Annotated in this window: 7 protein-coding genes; 4 read left to right on the top strand and 3 right to left on the bottom strand. The window is 38.9% G+C overall.

Annotated elements, in window-relative coordinates:
• The first annotated feature begins 9 nt into the window (after positions 1-9).
• Positions 10-1959, top strand: a complete 1950-nt coding sequence (gene thrS / locus ACYVFA_RS08755; RefSeq protein ID WP_460471441.1) for a threonine--tRNA ligase — start codon at positions 10-12, stop codon at positions 1957-1959.
• A 134-nt stretch (positions 1960-2093) separates the two neighbouring features.
• A complete protein-coding gene (infC, locus tag ACYVFA_RS08750; RefSeq protein ID WP_460471440.1) occupies positions 2094-2654 on the top strand; it encodes a translation initiation factor IF-3 in 561 nt (186 codons plus the stop codon).
• Between the two features lie 68 nt (positions 2655-2722).
• On the opposite strand, the gene ACYVFA_RS08745 is transcribed toward infC, so the two are convergent.
• Entirely contained in the window at positions 2723-3637 is a 915-nt protein-coding gene (locus ACYVFA_RS08745; RefSeq protein WP_460471439.1) for an SAM hydrolase/SAM-dependent halogenase family protein, read from the bottom strand.
• Positions 3638-3778: 141 nt separating this feature from the next.
• Here ACYVFA_RS08745 and leuS point away from each other — a divergent pair, with 141 nt between their 5' ends.
• Complete coding sequence (gene leuS / locus ACYVFA_RS08740; RefSeq protein ID WP_460471438.1) at positions 3779-6571, top strand: leucine--tRNA ligase; 2793 nt, start codon at positions 3779-3781, stop codon at positions 6569-6571.
• Between the two features lie 101 nt (positions 6572-6672).
• Here the strand turns inward: leuS and ACYVFA_RS08735 are convergent, their stop codons facing one another.
• On the bottom strand, positions 6673-9144 hold the full coding sequence (locus ACYVFA_RS08735) for a PIG-L family deacetylase (RefSeq protein WP_460471437.1): 2472 nt from the start codon (positions 9142-9144) through the stop codon (positions 6673-6675).
• 275 nt (positions 9145-9419) lie between these two features.
• Between ACYVFA_RS08735 and ACYVFA_RS08730 the strand changes: the two genes are divergently transcribed.
• Entirely contained in the window at positions 9420-12257 is a 2838-nt protein-coding gene (locus tag ACYVFA_RS08730; RefSeq protein WP_460471436.1) for a S8 family serine peptidase, read from the top strand.
• 82 nt (positions 12258-12339) lie between these two features.
• On the opposite strand, the gene ACYVFA_RS08725 is transcribed toward ACYVFA_RS08730, so the two are convergent.
• Positions 12340-14991 (bottom strand): sodium-translocating pyrophosphatase, encoded by a 2652-nt coding sequence (locus tag ACYVFA_RS08725; RefSeq protein WP_460471435.1) that lies wholly within the window; start codon positions 14989-14991, stop codon positions 12340-12342.
• Positions 14992-15139: the final 148 nt, after the last annotated feature.

Below are 15139 nucleotides of genomic sequence, written 5' to 3'. Positions count from 1 at the left end.
CCAAGTGTTATGATTAAAATTACATTACCGGACGGAAGCGTAAGAGAATATCCAAAAGGAAGCTCGAGTTATGATGTCGCCTTATCTATTAGCGAAGGGCTGGCAAGAAATGTATTGGCCGCAAAGGTGAACGGAAAAGTTCAGGACGCCAATCTACCTATTGAAGAAGACTCAACCTTGCAACTTTTGACGTGGAATGATACGGACGGTAAATCGACATTCTGGCACTCTTCGGCACACTTAATGGCCGAAGCATTGGAGGCTTTGTATCCGGGAGTTAAGTTCTGGGTTGGGCCTCCTTTGGAAAATGGTTTCTATTATGATGTTGATACAAATGGAGTAACCATATCAAACGATGATTTCAAGAAAATAGAAGATAAGATGTTGGAGTTGGCTCGTCAGAAAAATGATTACCAACGTATTCCAATGTCAAAGGCTGATGCCATTAAATATTTTGAAGAAAAAGGCGATGAGTATAAATTAGATTTATTATCTGGCTTGGAAGATGGCTCTATCACATTCTATACGCAGGGGAATTTCACTGATTTATGTCGCGGGCCACACATTCCTAATACTGGCTTCATTAAAGCAGCCAAGATTATGAATGTAGCTGGAGCCTACTTTAAAGGCGATCAGAATAATAAAATGCTGACTCGTATTTATGGTATTACTTTCCCGAAACAAAAGGAACTAGACGATTATGTTCAGTTCTTAGAAGAAGCCAAACGTCGTGACCACCGCAAACTAGGGCAAGAACTAGAACTATTTACTTTCTCAGAAAAAGTAGGCAAAGGCTTACCGTTATGGATGCCTAAAGGTGCTATGTTGAGAGAAAGACTAGAGAATTTTTTACGTAGAGCACAAGTAAAAGCAGGTTATCAGCAGGTTGTTACGCCGCACATTGGTGGTAAACAATTGTATATCACATCTGGTCACTGGGAAAAATATGGCAAGGATTCGTTCCAGCCTATTACCACACCGGAAGAAGGTGAAGAGTTTATGTTGAAACCAATGAACTGCCCGCATCACTGCGAAATTTATCGTGCACGCCCAAGAAGTTATCGTGAACTACCTTTACGATTAGCAGAATTCGGAACTGTATATCGTTATGAACAAAGTGGTGAATTGCATGGTTTAACTCGCGTACGTGGCTTTACTCAGGATGATGCGCACATTTTCTGTCGTGAAGATCAGGTAGAAGACGAATTCAAGAAAGTAATTGACCTCGTATTATATGTTTTCAGAGCTTTAGGGTTTGAAAATTTCTCAGCTCAGGTTTCATTAAGAGACCCTGAAAACAAAACTAAATATTTTGGAACAGACGAAGCATGGGATAGCGCAGAAAATGCTATTCGAAGAGCAGCAGCCGAAAAAGGCTTACAAACTGTTGAAGAACTAGGTGAAGCCGCTTTCTATGGCCCTAAACTAGACTTCATGGTGAAAGATGCTTTAGGTCGTAAATGGCAGTTGGGAACCATTCAGGTAGATTATCAGTTACCACAAAGATTCGAATTGGAATATGTAGGTTCTGATAACCAGAAACATCGCCCGGTAATGATTCACCGTGCACCATTTGGTTCATTAGAGCGCTTCATTGCCATTCTGATCGAGAATACAGCTGGTAATTTCCCATTATGGTTATCGCCTGAACAGATTGCTATCCTGCCAATTTCAGAAAAGTATGAAGACTATGCCAACGATGTATTCCTGACATTACAGGAAAATGACATCAGAGGATATGTGGATCATAGAGATGAGAAAATCGGTCGTAAAATCCGTGATGCTGAAGTAAATAAATTACCTTTAATGCTGATTGTAGGTGAGAAAGAAGCTGAGGAAGGCAAAGTATCTGTTCGCCGCAAAGGTGAAGGAGATTTAGGCTCTATGAGTATTGAAGAATTTATTACTTATGCCAAAGCGGAGATTAACAAAAATATTCCGCAGTTCGGGCAGAAATAATGTTTCGTACATTTTGATCATAAAAACAAACAATCCCTAATAAAAAATCGTTTTAAACGATAGTATTGTTTGTTTTTATGATTTTTATTTATAATTTCGTAAAATTCAATTTTTAGCAACCTTAAAATCGTTAAATGGCACAACAACCATTCAATCGTAATTTCAGAAGACCAGTACAGAAAGAAGACGAACATCGTATCAACCAGAGAATACGAGTACCACAAGTCCGATTAGTCGGCGACAACATTGAGCAAGGAATTGTTGACATCGAACAGGCATTGGCCATGGCAAAAGCCCAAAGCCTTGATTTAGTTGAGATAGTTCCTACAGCCAATCCACCAGTTTGTAGAATTGTTGATTATTCTAAATTTAAGTATGACCAGAAGAAAAAGCAGAAGGAAATAAAAGCCAAAGCTGCTAAAACGGTCATTAAGGAAATCCGTTTCGGTCCACAAACCGATGACCATGATTTTAGTTTTAAATTAAAACATGCCATCAGTTTCTTGAAAGAAAACGCTAAAGTAAAAGCTTATGTTCACTTTGTTGGACGACAAATTGTATTTAAAGATCAGGGCGTAGAGTTATTGAAACGTTTCATTGCAGGTTTAGAAGAGTATGGTAAACCTGAAGGAGAATTAAAATTAGAAGGCAAGCGTATGATTGTTTTCATTGCTCCTAAAGCAACCAAGAAATAATTATATCTTATCATTTATAAACAAAAGATGTATCAATTAAATTGATACATCTTTTTGCTATTATATCTTTATTTGCTCACTTCTACTTTCCAGTCATTGCCACTTGAAACTCCATATTTACTGGCAAAACTATTCATATTTATGCCAATAGACAGATTCATCAGGCTATTCATGTATAATAGATTATCTCCTTCTTTTACATCACCAAAAGTATGTTCATAAGGCATAATTCCTTCAAATACCAGACTATCTTTTGCTAAAACTTTCACATTTAAAGTTTCGCCTAGCTTTGCCCCGAGTTTATCAAAGGTTTCCTTATCAATATTTGTCCATACATTACCGTATTGAATATCCAGAATAGGAATGCCCCCTGAAACTATATTATTTTCAAACTTAGGCTTTGGATAGCTCAACATTATTAATTGGTTATTGGGAATAAGCTCTCCTACCTCAGCAAAACTGATTTTCCCCGAAGCCAGCTTAGCACCTGAAAAAGCAAACACATCACGTCCATGGAAAGTATACGAGCCTTGTGAATTGGGTAGACGGTTGGCAGCCGAAATTTCTCTTACTTCTTCTACACCTTCGCTTTCCGCCACTAATGTAAAAAGTCCATTATCTGGCCCTACATAATAATGATTGGCCTTGGTTTTCAGCATAATAGACTTGCGCCCGGTTCCTACTCCTGGGTCAACTACACATACAAATACAGTTCCCTCAGCCCAATAAGGTGCTGTTTGCTGCAATCGATAAGCTCCTTCCCATATATTATAAGTGGGAATTTCATGCGTTAAGTCATGAATAGTTAACTCAGGAGCCAGCTTCAACGCTACACCTTTCATAGCCGCTACTGCTCCATCTTTGACGCCAAAATCAGTTATCAAAACTAATGCTGATTTAGATTTGTCAGATAGAATATAGAAAATACCTAAGGTGCCTAAGACGAATAATAAGAGAACTGTAAGTAAAATTTTGCGTATCATAGCCAAGGAAGTTTAGTAATTTACTCAATTGAAGATATGTTTTAGGGATATTATTTGACAAAATAACAATTTAAAGCCTTAAAATGCTATTTTTGCAGAAATTTTCACTCAAGCATTCTTTACACAATTATTCAATATTATATGTCGGAGTATAACCATCGTGAGATTGACAAGAAATGGCAACAATTCTGGGAAGAAAACAAAACCTATGAAGTCAAGATTGACCATTCAAAACCTAAGTTTTATGTATTAGATATGTTCCCTTATCCATCAGGGGCTGGCTTGCACGTGGGTCATCCACTCGGATACATCGCCAGTGATATCTATTCAAGATTTAAAAAACTCAAAGGTTTTAATGTCCTGCATCCGATGGGTTTCGACTCATTTGGCTTACCTGCTGAGCAATATGCGATTCAGACAGGTCAACATCCTGCTATTACTACAGAAGCCAATATTACAACTTATATCAGCCAGTTAAAGAAGATAGGTTTCAGCTACGACTGGAGCCGTGAAGTGCGTACCTCTGATCCGAAATATTATAAATGGACGCAGTGGATTTTCATGGAATTGTTTAAAAGCTGGTATAATAAAGATACGGATAAAGCTGAGCCGGTTGAGACACTCTATGAAAAATTTGCTGAGAACGGAACAAAAGGCGTAAATGCAGTTTGTGATGAAGATGTAAAAAGTTTCACCGCCGAAGAATGGAATGCGCTCTCAGAAACTGAAAAATATACCATTTCATTAAAATACCGCTTGACATATCTCTCAGAAGCAGTCGTGAACTTCTGCCCTGCTTTAGGGATGGTATTATCAAATGATGAGGTAAAAGATGGCGTTTCTGAACGTGGTGGTTATCCGGTGATTCAGAAAAAAATGCAGCAGTGGATGATGCGTATCACTGCCTACGCAGATCGATTGATTAGTGGCTTAACCACTATTGACTGGTCGGATTCATTGAAAGAGCAACAACGTAACTGGATTGGCCGCTCAGTTGGGGCAATGGTGAAGTTCGCAGTCGAAAATAAACCTGATACACTCATTGAAGTTTTCACAACCCGTGTGGATACCATCTATGGTGTGTCATTTATGGTTTTAGCCCCTGAACACGAATGGGTGGCTGATTTAACCACGCCAGAACAAAAAGAAAGCATTGATAATTATATCACTGAAACTCAGAAACGCTCTGAACTAGACCGTATGTCTGATGTAAAGAAAGTTTCAGGAGCATTTACAGGCAGTTATTGTATCAATCCATTCAGTGGTGAAAAAGTACCTATCTGGATTGCTGATTATGTATTGGCAGGCTATGGTACAGGTGCGGTTATGGGCGTACCCTCAGGCGACCAACGTGACTGGAATTTTGCGACCCATTTTGGTTTACCAATAGTACCAATCTTAGATTCTCAGCAGGATATTGATCAGCAGGCTGATGCCACAAAAGAAGGTAAATACATCAATTCAGGTATTATTAATGGTTTAGGCTATCAGGAAGCTACCAAAAAGCTAATTGATGAGTTGGAAGAAAGGGGCATTGGAAAAGGTAAAGTTAATTACCGTTTAAGAGATGCAGTTTTTGCTCGTCAACGTTATTGGGGAGAGCCTGTTCCCGTTTATTTTAAGGATGGTATTCCTTACTTGATGGATGAAAAAGACTTGCCATTGATTTTGCCGGAGATTGATAAGTACTTACCAACACAAGACGGAGAACCACCATTAGGACGCGCAGAGGGATGGAATTATAACGGTGAGCAATACGAATTGAGTACTATGCCAGGTTGGGCAGGTAGTAGCTGGTATTGGTACCGCTATATGGATGCACATAACGAAAACGAATTTGCTTCTAAAGAAGCTATCGATTATTGGCAGAACGTAGACTTGTATCTAGGTGGAACTGAACACGCCACGGGGCACTTGTTATATAGCCGTTTCTGGAATAAATTCCTGAAAGACAGAGGTTATGTGCCACAAGAAGAATATGCCTTGAAATTGATTAATCAGGGTATGATTCAAGGAAAATCAAGCTTAGTTTATCGTTTGAAGTCAAGTGAAGGTGCTGACAAAAATCCGGTATTTGTTTCCTATAATTTGAGAAATCAATACGAAACAACTATCATCCACGTAGACGTAAGTTTGGTAAAAAATGATGTTTTAAACATTGAGAAATTCAAAACCTGGAGGCCGGATTTGGCGAATGCGGAGTTTATTCTTGAAGATGATAAATATGTTTGTGGTTCGCAGGTAGAAAAAATGTCTAAGAGACTCTACAATGTGGTTAATCCTGATGACATTGTTGAAGAATACGGCGCTGATACCTTCAGATTATACGAAATGTTCTTAGGCCCATTGACAGAAAGCAAACCTTGGGATACGCGTGGTATTGAGGGTACTTACCGCTTTATCCGTAAACTATGGCGTTTGTTCTATGATCAGAATGGTAAATATATCGTTACTGATGCCGAACCAACCAAAGCAGAATTAAAGGCCTTACACAAAACCATCAAGAAAGTAGCAGAAGATGTTGAAAGTTTCTCTTTCAATACATCGGTGAGTACATTCATGATTTGTGTGAATGAATTATCTGATTTGAAATCTTATAAGAAGGCAATTCTTGATCAATTAGTGATTGTTCTTTCTTCTTATGCTCCTCATATTGCCGAAGAATTGTGGGAGATATTGGGCAATGAAAAAGGTACAGTTACCCATCAGGTGTATCCATCGTTTAATGCTGACCATTTAATCGAAGATTCGTTTGAATACCCGATTCAGATTAATGGCAAAGTGAGAACGTCTATTTCTTTCCCGGCAGATATGAGTAAAGAAGATATTGAAAAAGCTGTTCTGGAAAATGAAAATGTAATCAAATGGCTGGAAGGTAATACGCCTAAAAAATTAATTGTAGTTCCGAAAAGAATTGTGAACGTGGTGATTTAAAAAAACACAGCCCCTAACCCCTAAAGGGGAACAAAAAAGCTCTTCCGCAAATAAGTAGAAGAGCTTTTTTTATTCCCCTTTAGGGGTTAAGAGTGTTTATATCACTTACCCACCGAAATCATATTAGCAAACAAGCGATACGCTCCAGGCACTCCCGCTGGTAATTCTCTGAAAAAGGCTAAGCCTGTAAATACAAAATTTCCTTTGCCATATTTGGCATACAACACACTTCCCTCCTCTTCTCTTTCGTTGGCGTCGTGCATCGAGAAAATCGTTTCATATTCTTTTGCCCATTTATCAGCAAAATACAAACCTCTTTCCTGAATCCACCCCTCAAAATCTTTTTGAGTAATTTTATTTGGCGTATTCAATAATACGTGCGCCGGGTTCAGGATTTTGACTTCGGCGTTCTCATCCGTTACACGACCGCGACCGATTCCAAAATTATAAGGCCCCATCTCTTTTACTTTTGATGTACCGTAAAAAGCATTGGTTTGGTATTGCGTTACAACCGTTCCACCATTTTTTACGTAATCCATCAATTTATCCTGAAAGAATTTCAGATGATCTTCCGTATTATACGCTCTCACACCAACGATAATGGCATCATAACCTGATAAATCTTTCCCTAATTCAACAGCGGTAAGCATAGTAACCTGATAACCAATCTGTGTTAAAGCGGCTGGTACTTCGTCACCTGCTCCGGCTATATAGCCAAGCTTTGTACCCTTTTTCTTCAAATCGATTCTAATAGCTTTTGCCTCTGAAACAGGATAAAGCGTAAGTGTTGGGATATGCTTATAATCAATAGTAGCAATACCTCTGTTATAAGTTCCATTGGCTGTTTTTACAACCGCTTTCAGGCTTATTTCTGATGCAGTAGTAGATGGGAATACTTTGAAGGTAACGTTTTTCTCTTCGTATTTGTCTTTCAATTCAAAATTGATAGCGGCAGGTTCAATTCTCCATCCTGTCGGAACAGCTAAAGATATGGAACCTGATACATTCTTTCTACCCGCTTTCACAGTAACATGAACATCTTTAGGCTGGTTATCGGCAAAGGCATACACCTTTTCATCAATGGTCGCCATTACTTCAGGGCGAACTTCAAAATAACGATAAATCTCCCCGATAGATGGTTCAACGAACTTGTAAGTAAGAGGCGTCTGAAAATTAAACTGCTTACCATCAATTGAAAAAGTATAATCACAAACCAGGTCTGCGGGTTTCATTGGCAAACCTCTTAAGAGTTGGTCATTTACTTTATAAAAACCTTTCTCTTTTTCTTCCATTAGCCAATAAGGTTGAGTAATCGGCGTGGTAGCAGGAATTTGTACATCAAAGTTTTGATTAACTGGTACATTATTAGCCAGTTTCATATTCATTACCGAATCTTTGCCTGTACCTTTAAAACTCACTTTTTCCAACACAATATTGGTATTCGAGCGTGAAACTACATTTAGATTAACTTTAATTCTATCGCCGCCAGCTACTGAATAATCAGCTGGATTAGCTTCAAACCAAAGTCCAGCACAAGCCAGAATCAGGTCTTTTACCTCATTCTTTTTATAAGTTGTCCAGACATTTTCTTCTAAACCATTTATTACATTATATATATTAATCAAGGCAGGAACAGAGGCTGACGGATTTTCAACTTTAAAATTGCCCAACACTTCATTTACCAATCCTTCTACTTTTTCACCACCTTTCACACGTTTCCATGTCATATCAATACCATCAAACAAATCATTTTGAGCCGGCTCACCTACTTTATGCAAAGCATAATCTACACGCTGACCTCTGGTTTTGGCGGAACCAAAACCCTGGCTTTTATGCATACTACGCGCTTCTGCAGCTATTTCAGTATAAGATTTACCTAATAAAGGATTAAAATTGCCTAGTTCAATTTTGATATAACTCCCACCTTCGGGAGTACTATTCTGAAAATTCGGAGAGAAAGAGTTCCATACTACACGCTTTACCTGCCATGGTTTTACATAGGCCAATTGTTCAGGAAAACGAGTTGGGTCTGCAGCGGCTTTATAAGCTTCTTCTGATAATACTGCCGAGGCCGAATGGTGCCCATGCCCCGCTCTGGCATCTGGTGGAAAACGATTAACCATCACATCTGGTTGAAAATTACGGATTCGCCATACTAAATCTGACAAAATCTGTTCTTTGCCCCAAGTGCTAAGGGCCTCATCAGTAGTCTTAGTAAAACCAAAATCATTGGCTCTCGTAAAATACTGTTCTCCTCCATCAATACTTCTGGCACCTAAAAGCTCATGTGTACGTAAAAGGCCAACATACTCACCTTGTTCGGAGCCAATCAGATTTTGTCCGCCATCTCCTCTGGTCATGGCAATATAGCCGGCACGAACCATTTTTTCTTTCGAAAGCCAGGTAATAAAAAGTGTATTTTCGTCATCGGGGTGAGCAGCTACATACAATACGTTACCTACTACATTCAGTCGTTTCATCGCTTGTATAATTTCCCCGGCACTCATTTGTTTCGTTTGTCCGAAACTAATCGTAGAATAAAAAAGGATTAAAAAAAGTAGGGTTTTCTTCATTGTTTTCAAAAATTTACGCAATTTTAGAATTGAGCGGTTAAAGGTGATATTATTTCATAAATAGGCCGTTAATCAATTGATATTTATAGAACAAGAATCTTATCTGATTACATATTTTCAGATAAAATTGTTCAATGAATCATTTACTCTATACAAATATATCTATTTGATTTAAATGCTTTGCTGTGTGTAGACGTAGTGTTTTACTTAGTCTGCAAAAGCAGGTTTACCTGCTGTATCTCTTTGTTGGAAAAATAAAAAATTATTCGAATCCTATGCGTACAACTCTACTTATTATTGCCACACTTATTACGTTTTCTTCAATCGGTCAGAAAGTTAATAAAGATTTTATCGATGGAGAAATTTATTTAAAAGTGAAACAAAAGCCTTCGGGCTCTCTTTCAAATACAGTCAATTTATCGACCGAATTGCAGTTTTTACAGAAGTTTTCTTCTGAATTTGTTTTGCAACAAGCCAGTAAACCTTTCTATGCCCGGAACTCCGAAAATCTTCAGAAGATCTATCGCTTGAAACTCAAGAGCCCCGATAAAACTGATGAAATGCTTGAATTGCTAAAGCAATTGCCAGAAGTAGCAACTGTGGAGAAAGTCAGGTTCAGACAGATAATTGCTACGCCAAACGATCCAAGCACTAATTCACAATGGTTCTTGAGTAAGATAAAAGCTTTTGAAGCATGGGATGTTAATCCGGGAAGTGCAACAGTAGTAGTAGCCGTAGTTGATAATGCTATCCAGACAACTCATCCTGATTTGCAGGCTAATATGTTACAAGGGAAAGATTTAGGAAATAACGACAATAATCCAAATCCACCCAATGCTTCGTTTAGTCATGGTACCCATGTTGCTGGTATCGTTAGTGCTGTTTCGAATAATAACCTGGGAGTAGCATCAGCAAGTAATAATCGGGTGAAGGTCTTACCAGTAAAAGCGACTCCCGACGATGCCGACCCTCGCGGCATTTATTTTGGCTTTGAAGGAATATTATGGGCAGCGGATAATGGCGCCGATATTATCAGTTTGTCATGGGGAGGTATAGGATTCTCACAAACCGAGCAAGAAGTGATAGATTATGCCTATAATAAAGGAATTGTAGTGGTAGCAGCTGCGGGAAATGAAGATACAGCAGTGGAAAGTTATCCTGCTGCTTATAGACATGTGATTTCAGTAGCAAGCTTAGATGATAACGATCAGAGGAGTTCGTTCTCAAACTATGGAGGCTGGGTAGATATTTCAGCCCCAGGTAGAGGTATTCTAAGTACTTACCCATTTAACACGTACGCTTCGCTCAATGGTACTTCAATGGCTACACCACTGGTCTCAAGTGCATTAGGATATATCTGGTCTTGTTTTCCATCTTTAACTCCTGCACAATTAGAAGATATTTTGACACATACTGCGGATAATTTAGATGCTGCGAATCCTACTCTAAAAGGTCAGTTAGGGGGCGGAAGGGTTAATCTTCTAAAAGCCATTTCCTGTGCCAATATGGGCTTGGCTCCAGCAACTATTACAGTTGGTGGAAGTACTTATATATGTCAAGGTCAATCTGTTGCACTCAATGCTACCGCAAAAGCAGGAAGTACGTATCAATGGTTTAAAGACGGCATACTAACAAACGTTACTACGGCATCTTATAACGCTACCGCAGTGGGAAATTATCAGGTAATTATCAGCAATGGATCTTGTAGTGTTCTTTCTGAAAGAACTAAAATATCATTGAATGCCAATTTCACAGGTACCCCAACTGTCACAGATAAAGAAACAAGTTATTGTACAGACCTTAGTCAGAGCGGTGGTTTAAAAGCCACTACTATCAATTGTAACTATAGTGGCCCAACCACTTTTACTTATAATGGACCAGTAGTAGGCTATGATGGTTTGGATAAGAGTGGCGATGACCCTGCCGTAAATGTTTTTAGTCTAACTGGTGCAATTACGAAAGTAAAAGTTTCTATAACCTGGGAAAAGAAAGACCAGTTTGACAAAAATTCATGCGGCTTAGAAGATGGAGGAAGCAACCCGTATAATGATGAGGTTTCATTTAAATTACGGTCGCCAACCGGAAAGATTATTACTTTAATAGCAAACGGCGTTTATTCAGGGGGAGCATCAAGCTCAGGCATTGTAACGACGGTTTTTGAAACTGGTGCCAATCCAATACCCCAAGGCTCGGTGCCAGTCTCAGGCACTTTTGCTCCAGCAGAATCATTTGCTGCATTTTTAAATGATAATCCAAGTGGCATATGGACTTTATTACCAGAAGATGATAATGCCATAGATCCGCTCTGTGTAAAGGGTTTTGCTATTACTATAACTACTAATGGCATAAACCAGACTCCTGCCATCACCTGGTGGAATGCTGCTAGTGGAGGAAGTTTATTATCGACTGGGGCTGATTATTATCCTTCAACAACAACTATCGGAGAGAAAACTTACTTTGTGCAAGCCGTTTGTGAAGGATTGTGTCCTAGTCCTCGGATACCTGTTAAATTTACTGTATTGCCGATTCCACAGGTTTATGTTTTCCCTGTATCTTCCAGTGCAAAAAATGACCCTAAATTTAAAGAGTTAAGCCAGAAACAAACCATCAGATTTACAAAAAATGCACAGAATATTTATCAGATTTATGATGCTTCTAATCCACAATCTGATTATGTTCCGATTGGTGATACCCCACCTTTAACTAGCCCGGTGACGCTCTGTACTACCAGTGAATCTTATTTACTAATAGCACAGGATTGCCCTACAAATGTAATTACCTGGAATAATGGTGCTAATGGTCAATCGTTAATGGTTACACCGTACTCGCCTATTGGGTATAATGCCTATTGCCATAAAGAATGGTCACCTTGCGCGCCTATTTCCTCTAATAATATCTTATTTGTATCACCTTCGGATGCCGTTAATATTAGTAATAAAGTATATGCTAATTCTGTTCAGACATTTACAGGTAATACTATTATGGCTACAAACTTTATTGAAACATCCGCACAAATTACTTACAAGGCAACCAATTCGGTAATACTCAATGCAGGATTTAGTGTAAGCGGAAACAGTGTTTTTACAGCAAGAATTGGTGGATGCGCTGATTAGTGAATAGGTCTTGATAGTTTATATAACAAACGAAAGCCCTCCGATGAAATTCATCAGAGGGCTTTCATTTATACTATTTTAATTACTTCTTACGAACGCTTACCGCAATTCTACGGTTTTGTGCTCTACCTTCTTCAGTATCATTTGAGGCAACCGGATGTTGTTCGCCATAGCCTTCTGACTCCAAACGAGCATCAGCAATAGCTAAACCTACTAATGCTGCTTTTACAGCACTTGCTCTGTCACCAGATAGTTTAAGGTTTTTAGCATCGTCGCCTTCGCTATCTGTATAGCCACCTACTTTAATATTTACATTAGGGTAAGCTTTCAGAATTTCAGAGATATTTTGCACCTCAATCATTGAAGTGGAATCAATCACTGCGCTTCCAGAATTGAAATTCAATGATTTGAAATTGAACCAGTTGTCTTTGCCTGCTTCCTGGCTTGGGTCTTCAATGAATTTAATCAATTGATCTTCAATGCCACCTTCAACAAAGTTTAAAGTAACACCAGATGATAATTGTTTATTGATGCTTACTGGTAAAGTAGATTCAACAATTTCTACCTCTCCCATTTGTGTTGAATGCGATGATTTAACAGCAATGTAAGGCGCAATAACCAATGAGACGATTGACATTAATTTAATCAAAATGTTCATTGACGGACCAGAAGTATCTTTGAATGGATCGCCCACGGTATCACCAGTTACAGAAGCTTTATGTGGCTCTGATTTTTTGTAATACGTTTCACCATCAATTACTACTCCTTTTTCAAAAGATTTTTTCGCGTTATCCCATGCACCACCAGCATTTGATTGGAACATACCCATCAATACACCGGATACTGTTACACCTGCTAATAAACCACCAAGGATTTCAGCAGATGAAGTTCCTTCAAAAACACCTTTGAATCCAAAGCCTACTAATACTGGTACTATAAGAGCGATTGCTCCCGGTAAAATCATTTGTTTGATTGATGCTTGAGTAGAAATTGCGACACATTTTTCATATTCAGGTTCAGCTTTATATTCCATAATACCCGGAATTTCACGGAACTGGCGACGAACTTCATTTACCATTTCCATAGCAGCTTTACCTACGGCAGAAATACATAATGCACTGAAAATAAACGGAATCATACCTCCGATAAACAAACCTGCCAATACCGGAGCTTTATAAATATCAATTGCTGAAATACCTGCAATACCTACGAAAGCCGCGAATAGAGCTAGTGAAGTCAATGCAGCAGAAGCAATTGCAAAACCTTTTCCTGTTGCTGCTGTTGTATTACCAACGGCATCCAGATTATCAGTACGTCCTCGTACTTCTGATGGTAATTGAGACATTTCAGCAATACCACCTGCATTATCAGCAATCGGGCCGAAAGCGTCAATAGCTAATTGCATAGCAGTAGTTGCCATCATACCAGCAGCGGCAATAGATACACCATATAAACCAGCAAAGCTATAAGAAAGAATAATACCAGCTGCTAATACAATGATTGGTAATACAGTAGATTCCATACCCACTGCCAAACCACCGATAATATTAGTGGCATGACCAGTACCTGATTTCTGTACGATTGACAATACAGGGCGTTTACCCATAGCAGTATAGTACTCAGTAATGATTGACATTAAAGCACCTACAACCAAACCTACTACAATTGCCCAGAACACACCCATTGAGGTGAAGTCATGACCACGTAGGCTTAGAGATTCAGGTAAAATCATAGTTACAAGGAAATATGAAGCAATAAGCGTAATAACAATAGAAGCCCAGTTACCTAAGTTCAATGCATTTTGTACAGATGACTCTTCGCTACTGATACGAACAAAGAAAGTAGAAACCAAAGAGGCTAATAAGCCTACACCTGCAATCATCATCGGAAGAATTACCGGAGAGAAACCACCAAAGGCATCAACCACACTGATTTCCTGGCCTAATACCATTGTTGCCAGAATTGTGGCTACATAAGAACCAAATAAGTCGGCACCCATACCTGCTACATCACCCACGTTATCACCAACGTTATCCGCAATTGTTGCCGGGTTACGAACATCGTCTTCAGGAATACCTGCTTCTACTTTACCTACCAAGTCAGCACCAACGTCGGCAGCTTTGGTGTAAATACCACCACCTACACGCGCAAATAATGCAATAGACTCAGCACCTAATGAAAACCCTGCTAAAACTTCAATCGCTTTCTTCATATTATCTGAAGTAAGCAACTCACCTTTCGCAAAGTAATTATAGAAAAGAATAAAAAGACCACTTAAACCTAAAACCGCCAGACCTGCAACACCCATACCCATTACCGAACCACCAGTGAAAGAAACCTGAAGCGCCTTAGCCAATGAGGTACGAGCTGCCTGTGCTGTACGTACGTTCGCTTTAGTAGCGATTTTCATACCGATATAGCCCGCAGTAGCCGAAAAAACTGCTCCAATCAGGAATGCAACAGCGATAATTGGAGACGAATGAATTGGGGATTCGGGAGTGCCCTCGCTTGAACCTAACCATGCCAAAAGAATAGCGGTAGGAATGGCAAAAAATGCTAAGATTCTCCATTCTGCTTTTAAGAATGCAATCGCTCCGTCGGCTATATAGCCAGAAAGTTTTTGCATATTGGCATCTCCGGTTGGTTGGTTAGATACCCAACTAAATCGCCAAGCAGTGTAAAGTAATCCGATTATTCCGAACACCGGAACAAGATAGACAATCATTGAATCCATAATAGAATATTTGAGTTTAGTAAGTATTTTTTTACAAGGTCTGCAAATTTAATATAAGAAGTTGAATTAGAAAATGTGATAATTTGAAAATTCAAGGGCAGAAATACGAACATCTACTTAAAATTCTTATTATCAACACATTACAATA

Source organism: Emticicia fontis, assembly GCF_054779675.1.
Note: the sequence above shows the minus strand (reverse complement) of the source record. Positions and strands in the feature narration are given on the sequence as shown.